General features: G+C 72.5%; 16 protein-coding genes and 1 pseudogene. 9 read left to right on the plus strand and 8 right to left on the minus strand.

The genetic code is table 11. The features are described from left to right. Positions 1–23: 23 nt before the first annotated feature. The 5 genes from ACLQ2V_RS05095 to ACLQ2V_RS05115 form a co-directional block, all read right to left on the minus strand. Positions 24–956: a hypothetical protein gene (locus ACLQ2V_RS05095; protein WP_425717188.1), complete on the minus strand. Its 933-nt coding sequence runs from the start codon at positions 954–956 to the stop codon at positions 24–26. After that, entirely contained in the window at positions 949–1,449 is a 501-nt protein-coding gene (locus ACLQ2V_RS05100; RefSeq protein ID WP_425717189.1) for a SigE family RNA polymerase sigma factor, read from the minus strand. Before ACLQ2V_RS05100 ends, ACLQ2V_RS05095 begins: the two co-directional genes overlap by 8 nt. A 63-nt stretch (positions 1,450–1,512) precedes the next feature. Beyond that, positions 1,513–2,523 (minus strand): ketopantoate reductase family protein, encoded by a 1,011-nt coding sequence (locus tag ACLQ2V_RS05105; RefSeq protein WP_425717190.1) that lies wholly within the window; start codon positions 2,521–2,523, stop codon positions 1,513–1,515. A 13-nt stretch (positions 2,524–2,536) separates the two neighbouring features. Continuing rightward, on the minus strand, positions 2,537–3,280 hold the full coding sequence (locus ACLQ2V_RS05110) for a M50 family metallopeptidase (protein ID WP_425717191.1): 744 nt from the start codon (positions 3,278–3,280) through the stop codon (positions 2,537–2,539). A gap of 63 nt (positions 3,281–3,343) precedes the next feature. Continuing rightward, complete coding sequence (locus ACLQ2V_RS05115) at positions 3,344–4,684, minus strand: cation:proton antiporter (protein ID WP_425717192.1); 1,341 nt, start codon at positions 4,682–4,684, stop codon at positions 3,344–3,346. Between the two features lie 174 nt (positions 4,685–4,858). Here ACLQ2V_RS05115 and ACLQ2V_RS05120 point away from each other — a divergent pair, with 174 nt between their 5' ends. After that, complete coding sequence (locus ACLQ2V_RS05120; protein WP_425717193.1) at positions 4,859–5,611, plus strand: GH25 family lysozyme; 753 nt, start codon at positions 4,859–4,861, stop codon at positions 5,609–5,611. Between the two features lie 102 nt (positions 5,612–5,713). On the opposite strand, the gene ACLQ2V_RS05125 is transcribed toward ACLQ2V_RS05120, so the two are convergent. Continuing rightward, entirely contained in the window at positions 5,714–5,959 is a 246-nt protein-coding gene (locus tag ACLQ2V_RS05125; RefSeq protein WP_425717194.1) for a hypothetical protein, read from the minus strand. A 116-nt stretch (positions 5,960–6,075) separates the two neighbouring features. Continuing rightward, entirely contained in the window at positions 6,076–8,133 is a 2,058-nt protein-coding gene (locus ACLQ2V_RS05130; RefSeq protein WP_425717195.1) for a protein kinase domain-containing protein, read from the minus strand. A gap of 91 nt (positions 8,134–8,224) precedes the next feature. On the opposite strand from ACLQ2V_RS05130, the gene ACLQ2V_RS05135 reads away from it, so the two are divergent. From ACLQ2V_RS05135 to ACLQ2V_RS05170, 8 genes are all read left to right on the plus strand, one after another. Continuing rightward, positions 8,225–8,437 (plus strand): acyl-CoA carboxylase subunit epsilon, encoded by a 213-nt coding sequence (locus ACLQ2V_RS05135; RefSeq protein ID WP_425717196.1) that lies wholly within the window; start codon positions 8,225–8,227, stop codon positions 8,435–8,437. Positions 8,438–8,525: 88 nt separating this feature from the next. Continuing rightward, on the plus strand, positions 8,526–8,987 hold the full coding sequence (locus ACLQ2V_RS05140; protein WP_425717197.1) for a hypothetical protein: 462 nt from the start codon (positions 8,526–8,528) through the stop codon (positions 8,985–8,987). Then, complete coding sequence (locus ACLQ2V_RS05145; RefSeq protein WP_425717198.1) at positions 8,984–10,357, plus strand: hypothetical protein; 1,374 nt, start codon at positions 8,984–8,986, stop codon at positions 10,355–10,357. The genes ACLQ2V_RS05140 and ACLQ2V_RS05145 overlap by 4 nt, the downstream gene beginning before the upstream one ends. Next, positions 10,354–11,520, plus strand: coding sequence for a type VII secretion-associated serine protease mycosin (gene mycP, locus ACLQ2V_RS05150; RefSeq protein ID WP_425717199.1), 1,167 nt, complete (start codon positions 10,354–10,356; stop codon positions 11,518–11,520). The genes ACLQ2V_RS05145 and mycP overlap by 4 nt, the downstream gene beginning before the upstream one ends. 168 nt (positions 11,521–11,688) lie before the next feature. Further along, positions 11,689–12,426: a Maf family protein gene (locus ACLQ2V_RS05155; RefSeq protein ID WP_425717200.1), complete on the plus strand. Its 738-nt coding sequence runs from the start codon at positions 11,689–11,691 to the stop codon at positions 12,424–12,426. A gap of 9 nt (positions 12,427–12,435) precedes the next feature. Then, positions 12,436–13,089 (plus strand): O-methyltransferase, encoded by a 654-nt coding sequence (locus tag ACLQ2V_RS05160; RefSeq protein ID WP_425717201.1) that lies wholly within the window; start codon positions 12,436–12,438, stop codon positions 13,087–13,089. Positions 13,090–13,256: 167 nt separating this feature from the next. Further along, complete coding sequence (locus tag ACLQ2V_RS05165; RefSeq protein WP_425717202.1) at positions 13,257–15,008, plus strand: acetyl/propionyl/methylcrotonyl-CoA carboxylase subunit alpha; 1,752 nt, start codon at positions 13,257–13,259, stop codon at positions 15,006–15,008. A 132-nt stretch (positions 15,009–15,140) separates the two neighbouring features. Next, positions 15,141–16,580, plus strand: coding sequence for a GuaB1 family IMP dehydrogenase-related protein (locus ACLQ2V_RS05170; RefSeq protein WP_425717203.1), 1,440 nt, complete (start codon positions 15,141–15,143; stop codon positions 16,578–16,580). A 166-nt stretch (positions 16,581–16,746) separates the two neighbouring features. Here ACLQ2V_RS05170 and ACLQ2V_RS05175 read toward each other — a convergent pair. Continuing rightward, a pseudogene (locus tag ACLQ2V_RS05175) lies at positions 16,747–18,315 on the minus strand (MFS transporter); the annotation flags it as partial. Positions 18,316–18,466 lie beyond the last annotated feature (151 nt).

Consider the following 18,466-nt stretch of genomic DNA (forward strand, 5'->3'; position numbering starts at 1 on the left):
GCCCGCATGCTTCGCCGGCGGGGTCAGCAGGACGGGTTGGCGGCGAGGCACATCCGTCGGGCGGCGGCCCGGCCCAGGTCCAGCAGCTCTGCGTCGCTCTTCCGGTTCATGTCGCGACTCGGCCCGCCGGCCCCCAGGCCGGTCGCCGGCACGATCACGGTGACTAGGTCGCCGACCCGCACCAGCACGCGGGGCTCGCTCGAGAACTGCCAGCCGACCGGCCGGCCCGTCTCCGCGTCCACCTCCTCCGAATGGATCAGCCGCAGCAGGACGGCCTGGTCGCCGGCGAAGTCTCGGCTTACCACCTGCCAGCTGAGGGCCACCGACATCGGCGTCAGGGCGGCGTCGTCACCCAGGGACCGTGGGGAGAAACTGCGCCAGCCGGCGCAGCCGGCCGCCGTCCGGTCCAGCGTGGCGAAGACCCCGGCGGCGTCCCCGGCGGTGAGGCGGTAGACGTCCTGGGTGAGGATCGGCACCCCCGAGGGGCCGTCCGGGCCGGGGGTGTCGTCCTGGAGCAGGGTCTGCGACCGGGAGTAGCGCGACAGCGGCGTCACCGCCGACAGCCCCCTGGCCGCCGCGCAGGCCTCCAGCAGCGGGTCCACCTGGACCGGCTCCCCCAGCCCCGTGTCGCTGAGCCGCACGTTGTTGCGTACCGCGAGGTCGGCCGGGGCCAGCAGGGCCTCCGGCGGGATCTCGGCCCGGCCGGGTCGCGCCCCACCGGCCGACGAGCCCGACGCGTCGGGGCCGGACGCCGCCGGCGGCACGCCGGTCCCACCCTCCGGGCCGCCGAGCGCCAGGCCGACGACCGACGTCACGGCCAGCACGGCGGTCGCCGCCACCGCCGCCGTACGCCGGCTGCGGCGGCGGGCGCGGGCGCGGAGCTCCGCCGGCTCCGGCCAGTCGATCTCCCGCAGGTCCCGGTGCAACTGGTCGGCGAACGTCAGGTCGTCACGCATCGGCGGCCTCCTCGATGTCAGAGACGGCGAGCAGCCCGGCGAGCGCGGCCCGCCCCCGGGAGAGTCGGGCCTTCACCGTGCCCACCGGGGCGGCGGTCTCCCGCGCCACCTCGGCGACCGGCATACCGAGCAGGTAGTACAGGGCGATGGCGGTGCGCTGCTCCTCGGGGAGCTGGCGCAGCGCGGCCACCACGGCGACGGTGTCGGTGCTCGGCGCGGGGGTGGCCTCGCTGGGGCCGTGCCGCAGGTACGCCCGCGCCCGGCTGCGCAGGCTGCGCCACCGGCTGACCGCGATCCGGGAGGCGACCACCCGCACCCACGCCTCCGGGTCGTCGTAGCCGCACACGGTGGACCAGCGCTGCCACGCCCGGATGTACGCCTCCTGCACCGCGTCCTGCGACTCGGCGAGGTTGCCGGTCAACGCGTAGACGAAGCCGAGCAGCCGCTGTCGGCTGCCTCGGTAGAACTCGTCGAATCCGTCGACGTCCGGCACCTGGTTACCTCCCCCGGCTGGGTCGCAGGGGACACGCGCGGACCGGGGGTCGCGGTTGCCGGCTCAGCCCAGGGGATTTGCGGCCTCTTCGGCGGCGATGGCGGCGTCGAGGTCGGTGCGCGGGAATCCGCCCGCCGGGATCCGCTCGCGCGCCGCGCGGCGCATCGCCCGCTGCACGGCCGCGTTCACCGGCGTCGGCACGCCGTGCAGCCGGCCGAGCAGCGCGATCTCCCCGTTGAGCTGGTCGGTCTCGACCGTGCCCACGCCCCGGGCCAGGCTCTGCCAGGTGGAGCCGCCGGCCCGCTCCCGGCCGGCGACGCTGACGTGCCCCACCAGGTCGCCGCGCTCGGCGGCCTCCTCCGCCGCCGTGGTGTGGGCGATCCCGGCGGCGGCGAGGACGGCGGTCGCCTCCGCGCCGAGCCGGTCGGCGAGGTCCTGCGGCACGTCCTGTCCGCACAGCGCCTGGAGGCCGTTGCCGAGGTTGCTCAGCAGCTTGCCGTACTTCCAGCGCATCACGTCGGCGCGGACCGGGGCGACGAAGCCGGCGGCGGTCAGGTCGGCGGCGACCCGCTCGTCGGTGGCGTCCGCGCCCGACGGGTAGCGGCCCAGGTGCAGCATGCCCAGGTGCGGGTGGCCGTTGGCGACCACCACGCCGGGCTCCAGGTGGGTGGCCGGCAGCCAGACGCAGACCGGGTGCACCCGGTCGAAGAGCCGCAGCGCGGCCGGCTCGTTGGCCACCCCGTTCTGGGCGGTGAAGAGCGCCAGCCGCTGTCCCGCCGTGCCGCCGCCGGCCACCGGGGCGTCCGCCCAGGCCGCCAGCGCCCCGGCGGTGTCCTGCGACTTGACGGTGAGCAGCAGCACCGTGTCGGCGGGCAGCGGCCGGTCGCCGGGCCCCTCACGGGCGGGCAGCCGGGCGGTGACCTCGCCGTCGGGGGCGTGCAGGGTCAGCCCGCGCTCCCGGATCGCGGCCAGGTGCGCGCCGCGCGCCACCAGGGTCACGGCGAGGCCGGCCTGCCCCAGTCGTACGCCGATGGTGCCGCCGACCGCCCCGGCACCGATGATCACGTATCGCACCGGGCCCATTGTGTCAGGTGGTGAGCCCCGCGTCGGCCAGCAGCGGGCCGGCCAGCAGCGCCCCGCCGACGGCCAAGGCCGCCAGGTTGACCAGGGCGAAGAGCGCCACCCAGAACAGCGGCGGGAACGGGGTGAGCCGGGCCAACTGGTCGGCGTCGGACTCGGGCATCCGGCCCCGGCCGCGCAGCCGCTGCAGTTCGAACACCGGCCGCACCCCGCCGAAGAGCAGGAACCACACGCAGATCCAGGCGAACGCGGCCTGCACCTGCGGGGTGGCGAACCAGGAGACGGCGAAGACCACACCGCCGGTGGCCAGCAGCGAGAGCACCCCGTAGACGTTGCGGATCATCACCAGCATGGCCAGCAGCAGCGCCACCGCGACCCAGAGCAGCAGGGTGATCCGGTTGCCGGCGAGCAGCCACGCCCCGGCCAGCCCGAGCAGGGACGGGGCGACGTACCCGGCGAGCAGGGTGAGGATCATGCCGGGCCCGGTGGGGCGGCCGGCCGACAGGGTGAGCCCGGAGGTGTCCGAGTGCAGCCGGACGCCGTGCAGCTTCCGCCCGGTGAGCAGGGCCGTCAGCGCATGGCCGCCCTCGTGGGCGATGGTCACCGCGTGGCGGGCGATCCGCCAGGGCAGCCGGGCGGCGACCACCGCCACCGCGACCACGGCGGTGACCAGGACCAGCAGCGACGGCGGGTCGGGTTGCGCGCCGAGGAGTTCGTTCCAGACGGCGCTCGGCCCGTCGATGAGGTCCACGGGGCCGCAGCCTAGCGGTCCGGCTCGGCTCGCCGGGTCGCGGCACCGTCGCGCCGGTGGGGGTCAGCTCGGTTCTCGGGCCGGCGCGGGCCTGGTCCCCCACTCCAGTTGGCGGCTCTCCCGCAGCGTCTCCTCCGCGTTCTGCTCGATCCGCCGCATGGTCAACCGCAGCATCGGCGGGGCCATGATCGAGGTGAAGACCGCGACCAGCACCACGATCGTGAACATGGCGGTGTTCAGCACGCCCAGGCGCAGCCCGACCATCGCGATGACGATTTCCACCGCCCCTCGTGCGTTCAGCCCGGCACCGAGAGCCACGCCCTCCCAGTGGCTCTGCCGGGCCAGCCGCGCGCCCAGGTAGGCGCCGGTGTACTTGCCCAGCACGGCGAGGGCCAGGATCACCAGTCCGGAGACGAGCACCACCGGGTCGGCCAGGGCCCGCAGGTCGACCCGGAGCCCGGCGGTGGCCAGGAAGAGCGGGGCCAGCACCGCCAGCACCACCGTACGCAGCGGCGCGAGCCGGGCCGGATCGCCGTTGCCGGGTAGGCCGATCAGGATGCCCGCCACCAGCGCCCCGAAGATCGCCTCCAGGCCCAGGGCGTGCGCCGAGGCCACCGACGTCAGGACGATCACCACGGCGACCACGTTGGCCGCCCCGACGTCGGGTTGGGCGTTGGCCCAGCGCATGGCGAGCCGGGTCAGCGGCCGGCCGACCAGGACGGCCACGGCGATGAAGGCGACGAGGTGGAGCAGGGCGAGCCCCGCCTGCCCGAGCGTGAAGGCGCTCACCGCCAGCGACGAGATCAGCGAGAGCAGGAACCAGGCGGCGGCGTCGTCCAGCGATGCCGTGGCCAGGATGAGCTGCCCGACGTCCCGGTGCAGCAGGCGCATGTCGGTGAGCGTCTTGGCGATCACCGGCACGGCGCTGACCGACATCGCCACGCCGAGGAAGAGGGCGAAGACGATCTGCTCGTCCTTGTCGGCCAGCAGCACCGCCGGGGCCAGCAGGCCGGCGGTGATGCCGAGGCCGAGGGGGACCAGCAGACCGCCGGCGGTCACCGCGCCGACCGTGCCGGCCCGTCGCCGGACCAGCTTGAGGTCCAGGTGCAGACCGGCCACCGCGACCAGCAGCACGACGCCCAGTTGGCCCACGGCGTCGAGCAGGTGCACCTGGGCCGGGTCGGCGGGCAGCAGCCAGTGCTCGACGCCGGGTGCCAGCACCCCCAGCACCGAGGGGCCGAGCAACACGCCGGTCAGCAACTCACCGACCACCGCCGGCAGCCCGAGCCGCTGCGCCACCCGACCGAGGACGAGGGCGACCAGCAGCAGCAGCCCCACCTGGAGCAGAAACAGCAGCAGTTGGTGGGAGGCCAGCGGCGGCACCGGCGCAGCCGTGATCGTCATGGCAGTCCTTCCGGGGTCGGAGGGCCGGACGGCAGCTGGCGGCAGACCCGACAGCTGTCCAATGTGGACTGATTCGTCACGCCGCACGGAGAAGACTTTCTTCAGCCGCCCTTGCGATCAGGGCAACACACTTCAATGATGTATGTCAATCGACTGGTGTCTCTGGAGGCAACCGTGACCCGTACTCGACTCGCCCCGCGCCGGCTGCTCGCCGCCGGCCTCACCGTGCTCGCCGCCGCCGCCGCGACCCTCGTCGCCACCGCCGGCCCCGCGGCGGCGGCCACCACCCCCGGCGTCGACGTCTCGAACTACCAGGGCTCGATCAACTGGAGCAGCGTCCGCAACGCCGGTGTGCAGTTCGCCTTCATCAAGGCCACCGAGGGCACGAGCTACAAGGACCCGAGATTCAACGCCAACTACGTCAACTCGTACAACGCCGGGGTGATCCGGGGGGCGTACCACTTCGCGCGGCCGAACATCTCCTCGGGCGCGGTGCAGGCCAACTACCTGGCCAGCAACGGCGGCGCCTGGTCGGCGGACAGCCGCACCCTGCCGGCGGCGCTGGACCTGGAGGGCAATCCGTACGCCGGCGGCTACTGCTACGGCCTGAGCACCACGGGGATGCGCAACTGGGTGCAGAACTTCCTCAACACCTACCGCTCCCGCACCGGCCGGTACGCCGTCATCTACACCACCGCGAGCTGGTGGAACCAGTGCACCGGCAGCTGGACCGCGCCGTGGGCCAACCACCCGCTCTGGGTCGCCCGCTGGGCGAGCACCCCGGGGGCCCTGCCGGCCGGCGCGTCGTTCTACAGCTTCTGGCAGTACACCAGCACCGGCGCGGTCTCCGGCATCAGCGGCAACGTCGACCGCAACTACTGGAACGGCGCCCGTGACCGGCTGATCGCCCTGGCGAACAACACCTGATCGCCAGGCCCGGAACGACAGTTGGCGGCAGCGGGATCGGCTGCGACCGTACGGTCGACAACTGGTCCGGCTGCCGCCAGCTCGTCACCTCGATGACCGGGGTCAGGCCCTGCGCCTCGACACCAGCGGTGCCGCCGCGATCGGGGCGGCGATCCGGTCCTCGCGGGCCAGCGCGCGCCGCCGGCCCAGCCGCCAGACGGCCACGCCCGCGGCGGTGACGGTCACGACGCCGAACAACGTGAGCAGCACCGGCAGACCCGCGCTCACCAGCAGCAGCACCACGTCGCCGAGGGCGACGAGCATCCACAGCGCCAGTCGGGGCCGGGTGTCCCTGATTCGGTGTCCCATTGTCGTGCCTCCTTCCGTCTGCGAGGTTATGTACCCCGCATCCGGGAAGGTCATGCGAATGACTTTCTGACCAGCGGGAATCCCCGCTGGTCAGCGCTGCCGCCCCCGCCTTGGCCCTACCGGTCGGGCTTGAAGCCCTTGGCGATCCGGTCGAAGTCGGCCAGCCGTGCCCGCCAGTCCTTCTCCGCCACCTCCCACCGCAGGGCGTACCCCCGGTTCTTGGCGGTGGCGAAGCCCCGGTTGCGGACGTGGATCCGGGTGTTGTCCCGGCTCTCCAGCCACTCCCAGTCGGCGCAGGTGATGAAGTAGTCGCAGCGCTTGATGGAGAGGTACTTGTAGTTGTTGACCCCCGGCTGGTTCTTCCGGTACGGCTCCTGCTCCCGCCAGTCGGCGTACGCGTCGCGCTGCGGATTGTCGCCCCACTGGATGAGCAGCTCACCCACTCCGCCGTTCTCCGTGAAGATGGCGGTGTCGCCGCGGCCGCCGGTGCGCCGCCAGCCCTTCGGCAGCGGCACGGAGAAGCCGCTCGGATGCTTGTAGACGGTCCAGCCCGCCGGCAGGGCGTCCGGGTCGGCCGACGGCGTGGCCGACGGCGTCGGGCTGGGCGGCGCGGCGCTGCTGGTCGCTGGCGCGGCCGAGGACGGCGCGGGGGCCGAGGACGCGGCCGCCGACGTCGCGCCCGCCTGCGGGCCGACCGGCTTCTCGTCGCCGTCACCGCCGCCCGTGAGCAGCGGCACCGCCAGCGCCAAGCCGATCAGCAGGACCGCCACCAGCGCGCCGATCAACAGGTTGCGTCGGCGGTTGTCGGGCTTGCCGCCGGCGACGACGGTGGCCCGCCCGGACGACGAGGGGGCCAGGCCATCCGGGGGCGGCAGCACCGAGGTCGGGCCGCCCGGCCCGCGCGGCGCGGCGGCCGATGGCCGCGGAGCGTCGGCGTCCAGTCGGGTCCCGTCGGCCGACGCCGCCGCAGCGGCCCCGACGACCTGCCCGGACGAGCCGGTGGCGTGGCCGGACGAATCGGTGGCGTCCGGCGTCGGATCCGCGATCTTGGCGGTCGGGTCGGCGTCGACGCGCGGGGACGATGCGTCGATCTTCGCGGTCGGCGCGACGTCACCGCTCTGCGCCATCTTCGTGGTCGCGTCCTCACCGCTCGCGGCGGCAGCGGCAGCAGCGGCCGCCGCGCCCGGCACCGCGCCGCCGGCCGACGGGCCACGAGGCGCGGGCGGGCTGACCGGCCGGTCCGTGGACCCTTCGGCCGGTCGCGGGGCCGGCACCAGCGGCGGGCGCGGCTCGCGCGGGCCGTTCGGCCCCGGCCGGCGTACGCCGTCGAGCAGCGAGATGCCCTTCGCCCGACGGCCGCTGGCGCGGCGCAGCAGCCGCTCCGCCGTCACGGCGTCCATCCGCTCCGCCGGGTCCTTGTGCAGCAGGCCGGTGAGGACCGCCTTGAGCGGCCCGGAGGCGTTCTTCGGCGGCGGCATCGGCTCGGTGGCCAGCGCGGCCAGGGTGGCGATCGCCGACGGGCGGGCGTACGGCGACTTGCCCTCGACGGCCGCGTAGAGCGTCGCCCCCAGCGACCACAGGTCGGCCTCCGGCCCGGCGGTGCCGTCGCGCGCCCGCTCCGGTGCGATGTACGCCGGCGAGCCGAGCACCATGCCCGTGCGGGTCACGTTCGGGTCGCCGGGGATGGTGGCCAACCCGAAGTCGGTCAGCACCACCCGACCCTCGTCGCCGACCAGCACGTTGCCGGGCTTCACGTCGCGGTGCATGACGCCGGCCTTGTGCGCCGCCTTCAACGCGCCGAGCACCCCGAGACCGATCTCGACGGTCTTGGCCGGAGAGACCGGCCCCTCGTCGGCCAGGACGTCCTGGAGGGACTTCGACGGGACGTACTCCATGACGATCCACGGATCGCCGTCGGTGCGCAGCACGTCGAAGATGCGGACCACGTTGACGTGGTTGAGCCGCGCGATCGCGCGGGCCTCCCGCAGGGAGCGTTCCCGCATCTCGCGGCGCTCCTCTGGGGTGAGACTGGGCGGTGGGACCAATTCCTTGATCGCCACGTCCCGGTGCAGGACCTCGTCACGCGCCTTCCAGACCCGACCCATGCCGCCCTGGCCGAGCGGCGAGAGGAGCCGGTACCGGTCGGCGACGAGTTGGGGAAGCGCGTTCGACATCGGGGAGACGGTACCCGCCCACGGCTCGCCCTACACCGCCGGCACGCCACTATGCGGCGAAGGTCAAGTTGGTGACGCGTACCCTGACCTCATGTCTGCCGAAGAGCCGCTGTTTCGGGTGATCCGGGGGGTGCCGACCCCCGAGGAACTGGCCGCTCTGGTCGGCGCGATCGTCTCCCGGACCCGGCCCGCCGCCGCTGCCGCACCGGCCCCCGTCTCCACCTGGGCCCGCAGCGGCCGACCGGGCGGCGCCACGCCCACCGCCGGTCCGGGCGCGTGGCGCGCCTCCGGCCTGCCCCGCTGACGCCAGGTCCATTTCGGGGCTGCCTGGTGTCAGGGGCAACCGTTAACCTCACTCAGGGAAACGGTGGTGTGACAGGTAGGGAGAGTCGATGATCCCCGAGGAGGGCCGCCCGGCGCCTTGGCTGCGCGACTATGGCGGCATCGAGGCCGACATCCGCCAACTGCGGGAGTTCGCCGACAAGCTCCAAGCCGAGGTCGAGCGCAACTACGCCCCGCACCTGCCCTACATCGCCGACGACATGAAGGCGCAGATCCCCAACCCGGCGGACGCCTTTGTCGAGCTGGTGCAGTTCCTCCAGGCCCACCACGAGACCCAGAAGGCCGCCGCCGCCATGGTCTGGTCCGTCGGTGGGGCCACCGGTCACCTGGCCAACGCCGCCGGCAGGATCGCCACGGCGTACGCCGACGCCGACGCCTTCTCCTCGGCCCGCGTCTCCGACGTGGAGCGCGCCCTCGCCCACCCCGAGGCGGGCACCCCGACCCGGGGTCTGCCGACCCTGGCCGATCCCACAGGCCCCGACGGCGGCCCGACGCGGGCGGTTCTTCCATGATCGAGCGCGGCGGCGGCCGGACGTCCGGCCTCACCGACTGGCGGCTGATGGACCTGCTCAGCATGTGGGCCTGCATCCGGGACCACGACACCGCCGGGCACTGGAAGCAGGTCGCCGGCTGGCGCAAGGTCTGCGATCTGGCGCAGACCCACCTGGGCCGGCTCAAGGAATACCGACGGGGCCTGGCCGAGGCGTGGCCACCGGCCACCAACGCCGCCGCCCGCGCCTACCTGGGCGAGCTCGACGACCTCATCGACAAGGTGCAACGCACCCACGACGCCGCCGCCGCGAACTACGACGCCCTCGCCGCCGCCACCCGCGCCATCAGCAGCGCCCGCGTCAAGCTCAAGCCCCTGCACGACGAGTACGTGGACAAGCTCCAACAGAAGCGGACCTTCGAGGCCACGCTCGCGGACCCCAAGGCCGCCATGGGAAGCCGGGTGCCGGACGAGCCGGTGACCGACGCCGAACTGGAGAGGATCAACAGCCGAGCCCGCACGGTCATGTACGGGATCAGCGGAGAACTCCAACAGGCCCAAGCAATGCTCCGCCAACCACCGGCACCAAGGCCGCGCATTGACGACGGAGAGCCTGCGGATCTTGGAGATGACACTCCTCCAACTCCCGCTATCCCCCCTGTTATTCCGGCACCTACGCGGCTAGCAGGTAGCACTTCCATGCGGCGCGCCAATTCGGGAGCTGACCCAGTTGAAGTGCCCATGTCGCATCGCGTAGGCCCCATTCTTGGCGGAGCAAACATTGATTTAACAGCACCTCGGCACATACCGGCCTATCCCGAAATAAATAATACACACCAAGCGAATTCTCTTAGCCCCAAACCACCGGAAATCCCTCCGCCCAGCACCGGCATGGGCATGGGCAAAAATCTCCTCACCCCACCACCGCGAAGCTCAATTGGGCCCGCCGCCCGCCCTTCCGGAGAAAGCAACAGCACTCCACGAGCACCTTTTCCGAATTCCACTCCGACATCTGGGATTATAGGCGGGACACCCTCTTCAGGCTTCGGGAAGCCTGGCGCCAACACTTCACCACGCCGCGTCAATCCGGTAGGTGGCGTTATCGGAGGCGGGGGCGTCGGGACAGCCCCGAGTGGAGCCACAGGATCCCGCCCCATTCAAAGCAGGGCAGGACAGGGCAACGTTCCCAATGTTTTGCATCCAGCCAACTCTGCAATTACAAGGAACAACAAACCAAGCCACTCAACGAATCTTGACGGCGACTACGACAAGGCAGATGAATGGGATCCCGACCACCCATGGGAAACTCGCCAGGGAGTAGCTCCCGTCGTCCGCCCACCTAGCGAAACAGGTCCGATAGATCCAGGCCCTGCTATTGGCTTTGTCCGATGAGGAGGCTGGGGTTTGCAACAGCAGCGCTGCTACTACTACACGTAACGCTTGACTTGAATATCGGCGTAACAGCCAGCGAAGCTGCGGTAAAACCTGCCGAGTCGAGGCGATTGACGCAATGGCATCTCCAGTATCTACACATGACGGAGTGTCACCGGCACAGCCAGGGGGAAGGGGTGGTGGTAGCCGTACCGGATACCGGAGTAGAGCCGCATCCCGATCTACGCAGAAATTTACTCCTCGGAACCGATATCCTTGCGGGCGGAACTGGCAACGGCCAACGAGACAGGAACAGCCACGGGACAGGCATGGCAGGACTTATTGCCGCGCATGGTCAACCCAATGGCACAGGCGCCTTCGGCATCTCCCCCAAGGCCAAGATACTACCAATATTTTCCTCACCACCAAGCAGCGATGGCGACCCCGACGAACTGGCTCAAGGAATCGAGTTTGCGATTTCGCGCGGCGTGGACATCATCAGCATTTCCAGCAGCGGCGCAACCAGCCGCCGACTTAGTCAAGCAATCGGCACAGCACTTGCCTCAGACATCGTGATAGTGGCAGGGGCGGGAAATCGCCCCGTTGAACATATCGTCGGCTACCCTGCACGAGAGCCCGGCGTTTTAGCAGTAGGTGGAATCGACCAAAAAGGCAAGCGCGCTGCTGTATCTGTCACTGGCCCAGAGCTGGACATCGTTGCGCCGGCCGTCGATATCTACAGCACTAGCATCAACGGCAAGTACCGCAAAGGCACCGGCACATCAGATGCAACCGCGATCGTTGCGGGGGCTGCTGCCCTGGTCCGTTCCAAATACCCTTACCTCCCCGCTGCCGAAGTTGTGCACCGGTTGACCGCCACCGCCGTCGACAAGGGCCCTCCGGGCCGCGACGACGAGTACGGCTACGGGGTCATTGACCTGGTCGCCGCGTTGACGGAAGACGTACCGCCGTTGGGTTTCGAGTCGACGTCGGCGAGTGCACCCGCCGGGTCAGGGTCGACCACGACGGCGGTCGCGGAGCCGGGCGATGACGGGGGCCAGAGTTGGGCGACGATACGCGGGCTGGCCACGTTGGGCGTGATCGTGGCGGCCGGAGGTGCCTGGGCACTGATCGCCCGACGTCGGCGCCGAGGCGACGATCCGCCACCTCGGATCAGCCGGTGACCGGCCCGCATCCGTGGTTGGGCAGGCAGCGCCCTTGTTCAACTCGATGTCAGTGACATAGCGGTATCCGAGCCCTCGAACACCGGTGTCATTGACATCGAGTTGACCAAGGAGGGGTCGGGGCGTGCCGTCGGTGCGACGAAGTAGGTAGCCGGTAGCGTCGACCGGGTGCCGAACTCGATGCCGCTCCGTCTCGTGCTCGCCTCGGCGAGCCCTGCCCGCCGCAAGCTCCTGCATGCCGCCGGTATCCAGCCCGATGTGCTGGTCAGCGGGGTCGACGAGTCCCAGGTGACCAGCGAGCGGGCCGAGGACCTGTGCCTGGAGTTGGCCCGACTCAAGGCACAGGCGGTGGCCCGCCGACTGCAACCAGCCCCGGAGAACCCGCAGGACCCGGAGCACCCGCAGAACTCCGACAACCCGCACGGCCCGCAGAAGTCGGAGGGCTCGGAGGGGCCGCAGGAGCGGATGTTGGTGCTGGGCTGCGATTCCGTGCTCGCCTTCGACGGCGAGATCCTCGGCAAGCCCGCCGACGCGGCGGACGCCGTGCGGCGCTGGCAGCGGATGCGGGGGCGCAGCGGGGTGCTGCACACCGGGCACTGCCTGATCGACCTGGGCCGGCAGACGCGCGCCGAGGCCGTCGCCTCGACCGTCGTCCGGTTCGCCGACATCAGCGACGACGAGATTCTCGCGTACGTCGAGACGGGCGAGCCGCTCGCCGTGGCCGGGGCGTTCACCATCGACGGCCTCGGCGGGGCCTTCCTCGACGGTATCGAGGGCGATCCGGGGACCGTGGTCGGGCTCTCCCTGCCGCTGCTGCGCAGCCTCCTCGGCAAGCTCGACGTGCGGATCATCGACCTCTGGACGAAGGTCGCGCCGGGGGGCCAGTCGATCGAGCCGCTGGGCTAGGTTGCTGCCATGACGACCAAGCCGCTGCCGCTGACTCCCGAGTTGCACGCGTACGTCGTGGCCCACGGCTCGACGCCGGACGACGTGATGCGCGATCTGGTCGAGGAGACGCGCGCCGTGCTGCCGGCGCAGGCGACGATGCAGGTGGCGCCGGAGCAGGCGGCGTTGCTGACGTTGCTCACCCGGTTGCTCGGGGCGCGGCGGGCGGTGGAGGTGGGCACCTTCACCGGGCTCTCGTCGCTGGCGATCGCCCGAGGGCTTCCCGACGACGGCCGGTTGACCTGCTTCGACATCTCGGAGGAGTACACCGGCATTGCCCGGCGCTACTGGGCGCGGGCCGGGGTCGCCGAGCGGATCGAGCTGCGCATCGGGCCGGCCGGGGAGACGCTGCGTGAGCTGCCGTACGAGCGGCACCTGGACTTCGCGTTCATCGACGCGGACAAGACGGGCTACCCGGTCTACTGGGCGGAGCTGGTGCCGCGGATGCGGCCGGGCGGGATCGTGGCGGTGGACAACACGCTGCGCGGGGGCCGGGTGATCGCCCCGCAGAACGCCGAGGACCGGGCCGTGGCCGCGTTCAACGACGAGGTCATGGCCGACGTCCGGGTGGAGCCGGTGCTCCTGCCGATCGCCGACGGGCTGACGCTCGCCCGGGTGCGCTGACCGCCCATCGTGTTGCTCACGGGGGCGGGAGCGAGAGCGGGCCGAGGCGGAGATGTGGTTGGCCGTTCTCGACCAGGTCGCGCCAACCTCGCGCACTGAGCGGTCGTTAGGGTGACGCGGTGGGCCGATAAACTCCCCGGCAGTGTCCCCCGGGAGGAGTAACCAAGGTGCGCAAGGTACTCATCGCCAACCGCGGCGAGATCGCCGTCCGCGTCGTCCGCGCCTGCCGTGATGCGGGCCTGGGCAGCGTGGCCGTCTACGCCGACTCCGACCGGGACGCCCTGCACGTCACCCTGGCCGACGAGGCGTACGCCCTGGGTGGCGACACCGCAGCCGAGTCGTACCTGCGGATCGACAAGCTGATCGACGTCGCCGCGCGGGCCGGCGCGGACGCGGTGCACCCCGGGTACGGCTTCCTCTCCGAGAACGCCGACTTCGCCCAGGCGGTCGTCGATGCGGGCCTGACCTGGGTCGGCCCCACCCCGCAGGCGATCCGCGACCTCGGTGACAAGGTCACCGCCCGGCACATCGCCCAGCGGGCCGGCGCTCCCCTGGTCCCCGGCACCGCCGACCCGGTCGCCGGCCCGGAGGAGGTGCTCGCCTTCGCCGCCGAGTACGGCCTGCCGGTGGCCATCAAGGCCGCCTTCGGCGGCGGCGGGCGCGGCCTGAAGGTGGCCCGCACGATGGAGGAGATCCCGCAGCTGTTCGAGTCGGCCACCCGGGAGGCGGTCGCCGCGTTCGGGCGGGGCGAGTGCTTCGTCGAGCGGTACCTGGACAAGCCCCGGCACGTCGAGGCGCAGGTCCTCGCCGACCAGCACGGCAACGTGGTGGTCGTGGGCACCCGCGACTGCTCGCTGCAACGCCGCCACCAGAAGCTGGTGGAGGAGGCGCCCGCGCCGTTCCTCACGGCCGCCCAGCGGGCCCAGATCCACGACAGCGCCAAGGCGATCTGTCGGGAGGCGGGTTACCACGGCGCCGGCACGGTGGAGTACCTGGTGGGCGCGGACGGCACCGTCTCCTTCCTGGAGGTCAACACCCGGTTGCAGGTCGAGCACCCGGTCACCGAGGAGACGGCGGGCATCGACCTGGTCCGCGAGCAGTTCCGGATCGCCGACGGCGAGGAGCTGCGGCTGACCGAGGACCCGGCCCCGCGCGGGCACTCCATCGAGTTCCGGATCAACGGCGAGGACCCGGGCCGCAACTTCCTGCCCGCGCCGGGCACGGTCACCGCGCTGCGGCTGCCCACCGGCCCGGGGGTCCGGGTCGACACCGGCATCTCGGCCGGCGACGTGATCGGCGGCAACTTCGACTCCCTGCTGGCCAAGGTGATCATCAGCGGGGCGACCCGGACCGAGGCGCTGGAGCGGGCCCGGCGGGCGCTGGACGAGATGATCCTCGACGGGATGGCCACGGCCCTGCCGTTCCACCGGCTGGTGGTGCGCGACGAGGCGTTCACCGCCGAGCCGTTCACCGTGCACACCCGGTGGATCGAGACCGAGTTCGACAACACCGTCCCGCCGTTCGCCGCCGCCGCCGGCCCCGCCGAGGGCGCGGCCGAGCGCGAGACCGTCGTGGTCGAGGTGGGCGGCAAGCGGCTGGAGGTGACCCTCCCCGCCGGCCTCGGCTCGGGTACGGCGGCAGCCGCTCCCGCCGGCAGGAAGCCGGCCCGCCGTTCCGGTGGGGCGAAGGCCGCCGCGACGGTCGGCGGCGACGCGCTCACCTCCCCGATGCAGGGCACCATCGTCAAGATCGCCGTGGCGGACGGGGACGCCGTCGCCGAGGGCGATCTCGTCGTCGTCCTGGAGGCGATGAAGATGGAGCAGCCGTTGTACGCGCACAAGGCGGGCACCATCGGTGGCCTCGCGGCCGAGGCCGGGGCGACCATCACCGCCGGCGCGACGATCTGCACCATCGGCTGAGCGCCGCCCGGCCGGCGCGGCCCCAACGGGACGGGCCGGCCTCGCCCTGCCCGGTAGGGGTCTTCCGCTGGTAGGGGGTCTTTTCCGTCACCAGTGGCGGCGGCGCGGCCCGGGGCCGGGAATGATGGCCGGGTGAGGTTCCTTCATGGCGCGGTACCCGCGCACGACCTGACCTACAACGACGTCTTCATGGCGCCGGCCCGCTCGCAGGTCGGCTCCCGGCTGGACGTCGACCTGGCGACCTCGGACGGCACGGGCACCACGATCCCGCTGGTGGTGGCGAACATGACGGCGGTGGCCGGCCGGCGGATGGCCGAGACCGTGGCCCGGCGCGGGGCCATCGCGGTGATCCCGCAGGACATCCCGATCGAGGTGGTGGCCAACGTCGTCGAGTGGGTCAAGCGGCGGCACCTCGTGTACGACACGGCGATCACCCTCGGCCCGACCGACACCGTCGGCGACGCCATCCACCTGCTGCCGAAGCGCTCGCACGGCGCGGTGGTGGTGGTCGACGAGCAGGAGCGCCCGCTGGGCGTGGTGACCGAGGCGGACACCGTCGGGGTGGACCGGTTCGCCCAGCTTCGGCACGTGATGTCGACCGAGCTGCACACGGTGCCGTCGGACGCGGATCCGCGTACCGGATTCGACCGGCTCTCGGCGGGCCGGCGGCGGCTCGCGCCGGTGGTGGACGGCGCGGGCCGGCTGGTCGGGGTGCTGACCCGCAAGGGCGCGCTGCGCGCGACCCTCTACCGGCCGGCGGTGGACGACCGGGGCCGGTTGCGGATCGCGGCGGCCGTGGGGATCAACGGCGACGTCACCGGCAAGTCCGCCGCGCTGCTGGCGGCCGGGGTGGACACCCTGGTGGTGGACACCGCGCACGGCCACCAGGAGCGGATGCTGGCCGCGCTGCGGTCGGTCCGCGCGCTCGACCCGGGCGTCCCGATCGCGGCCGGCAACGTGGTCACCGCCGACGGGGTACGCGACCTGGTCGCCGCCGGTGCGGACATCGTGAAGGTGGGCGTCGGGCCGGGCGCGATGTGCACCACCCGGATGATGACCGGGGTGGGGCGGCCGCAGTTCTCGGCGGTGCTCGACTGCGCGACGGCGGCCCGGGAGCTGGGCCGGCACGTCTGGGCCGACGGCGGGGTGCGACACCCCCGCGACGTGGCGCTGGCGCTGGCGGCCGGGGCGTCGAACGTGATGATCGGTTCCTGGTTCGCCGGCACGTACGAGTCGCCGGGGGATCTCTACACCGACGCGGACGGGCGGCGCTACAAGGAGAGCTTCGGGATGGCGTCGTCGCGGGCGGTCAGCGCGCGCACCGGCGACGACAGCCCGTTCGACCGGGCCCGCAAGGCGGTCTTCGAGGAGGGCATCTCCTCGGCGCGGATGTACCTGGACCCGAACCGCCCCGGCGTGGAGGACCTGATCGACGAGATCATCGCGGGGGTGCGCAGCGCCTGCACGTACGCGGGCGCGCGGGACCTGACCGAGTTCCACGACCGGGCGCTGGTCGGGGTGCAGAGCACGGCCGGCTACACCGAGGGGATGCCGCTGCCGACGAGCTGGTGACCGGCTCGCCGGGCGGGGCCTCGGTCGGCCCGGCCCGGCCAGCCGGAGAGCGGACGGCGTGCGGCGGTGGCGCTCAGTCGGTGGCCCGCGCCGCCGGGCCGCCCTCGGCGGCGGCAGCCCGACCGGCGTCGACTTCGGCGCTGGCGTCGGTGGCGGTGGCGGTGGCGGTGGCCTTCTCGGCGGTGGCGTCGTCGGCGGTGGCGTCGTCGGCGTCGGCGGTGGCGTCGTTGGCGCGGGGAAGCCGGGCGCAGGCGACCAGGCCGATCAGCAGGAAGCCGGCGGCGGCGAAGGCCGCGTACCGGGTGGCCTCGGAGAAGGCGGCCTTGGCCTCCTCGGCGATCGCGGCGGTGCGCGGGTCGTCGGCCAGCCCGCCGATGGCCGCGCCGGCGCTCTCCTTCACCGCGGTGACCACCCCGTCGCGTTGGTCGGCGCTCAGGCCGGGCTGGTCGGCGAGGCGGTCGCCCAGGATGCCGCCGAGGCCGGCGAAGAGCACCGTGCCGAGCACGGCGATGCCGAGCGCGGAGCCCACCTGCCGGGCGGTGCTCTGCAGGGCGGAGCCCTGACCGCTGCGCCGCACCGGCACCTCGGCCAGGGAGACCCCGGTGAGCTGGGCGGTGGCCAGGCCGACGCCGACGCCGTAGACGAAGAGGAAGCCGACCGGGGCCCACCAGGTGGTGTCCGGGGCGACCACGAGCCCCAGCCCGGCCACGCCGACCAGCTCGGCGGCGACCCCGAGCTGGACGACCCGGACCGGGCCGACCCGCCGGGTCAGGGCCGCGCCGAGTCCGCTGGCCAGGAAGCTGCCAAGCGCCAGCGGCAGCAGCGCCACGCCGGTGCCGAACGCGCTGTAGCCGAGGACGTTCTGGAACCACAGTGGCAGGGCGAAGAGCAGCCCGAACTCGCCCAGGCTGACGATCGCGGCGGCCAGGATGCCGGTGCGGAACGAACGGATGCCCAGCAGCGACACGTCGAGCAGGGCGACCCGGCCGGCGCGGTTGCGGCGCACCTGGTGGGCCACGAAGGCGCCGAGCGCGGCGAGGCCGAGCAGCCCGGCCACCGGCACGGGCGAGATCGGGGCGGTCCAGTCCAGCCCGAAGAGGCTGAACGGCCGCTCCCGCGCCCACCAACCGTAGGTGCGTCCCTCGATGAGGGCGAAGACCACGCCGGTCATGCCGACCACCGACAGCAGCGCGCCGACGAGGTCGACGCCCCGTTCGGCCCGCTCGTCGCGGGACTCGGCGACCAGCGCCAGGGTGACCGCGACGACGACGATCCCGACCGGGACGTTGATGCCGAAGGCCCACCGCCACGAGTATTCGGTGGTCAGCCAGCCCCCGAGCAGCGGCCCGAGGGCGGCGGAGCCGCCGATGGTGGAGCCCCAGACCGCGAAGGCGATGCCGCGCTCGCGGCCGACGAAGTTGGCGTTGAGCAGGGAGATCGAGGTGGGCAGCATCATCGCCCCGCCGACGCCCTGGAGCACGCGGGCGCCGATCAGCGTCTCGCCTGAGCCGGCCAGCGCGGCGAGGACGCTCGCGGCGACGAAGACGCCCACCCCCGCGACGAACATCCGCCGCCGCCCCGCCCGGTCGGCGAGGCGCCCGGCGACCAGCAGCAACGCCGCGAAGACCAGGGTGTACGCCTCCTGCACCCACTGTGCGTCGGTGGAGGTGATACCCAGGTCCTCGATGATCTGCGGCACGGCGACGTTCACGATCGTGGCGTCCACGATGATCATTGCCACGCCGAGGCTGATCGCCAGCAGCCCCCACCAGCGGCCGGCTCCCTGTCCATATTTCACGCCTGCCAAGATACTTGACGGGCGAGCTTTCCGCCGATCGGCCGGCCCGTGGCTTCCCGCCGCGATGCGGCCGGGCACCGCCGCCACC

The sequence above is a fragment of the Micromonospora sp. DT233 genome (assembly GCF_049841815.1).
GTDB lineage: Bacteria > Actinomycetota > Actinomycetes > Mycobacteriales > Micromonosporaceae > Micromonospora.

What these genes read in the sequence shown, in the direction of transcription:
- ACLQ2V_RS05095 (WP_425717188.1), bottom strand. Translation starts at nt 956, where the DNA reads ATGCGTGACGACCTGACGTTCGCCGACCAGTTGCACCGGGACCTGCGG.
- ACLQ2V_RS05115 (WP_425717192.1), bottom strand. Translation starts at nt 4,684, where the DNA reads ATGACGATCACGGCTGCGCCGGTGCCGCCGCTGGCCTCCCACCAACTG.
- ACLQ2V_RS05125 (WP_425717194.1), bottom strand. Translation starts at nt 5,959, where the DNA reads ATGGGACACCGAATCAGGGACACCCGGCCCCGACTGGCGCTGTGGATG.
- ACLQ2V_RS05130 (WP_425717195.1), bottom strand. Translation starts at nt 8,133, where the DNA reads ATGTCGAACGCGCTTCCCCAACTCGTCGCCGACCGGTACCGGCTCCTC.
- ACLQ2V_RS05135 (WP_425717196.1), top strand. Translation starts at nt 8,225, where the DNA reads ATGTCTGCCGAAGAGCCGCTGTTTCGGGTGATCCGGGGGGTGCCGACC.
- ACLQ2V_RS05140 (WP_425717197.1), top strand. Translation starts at nt 8,526, where the DNA reads ATGATCCCCGAGGAGGGCCGCCCGGCGCCTTGGCTGCGCGACTATGGC.
- ACLQ2V_RS05145 (WP_425717198.1), top strand. Translation starts at nt 8,984, where the DNA reads ATGATCGAGCGCGGCGGCGGCCGGACGTCCGGCCTCACCGACTGGCGG.
- mycP (WP_425717199.1), top strand. Translation starts at nt 10,354, where the DNA reads ATGAGGAGGCTGGGGTTTGCAACAGCAGCGCTGCTACTACTACACGTA.
- ACLQ2V_RS05160 (WP_425717201.1), top strand. Translation starts at nt 12,436, where the DNA reads ATGACGACCAAGCCGCTGCCGCTGACTCCCGAGTTGCACGCGTACGTC.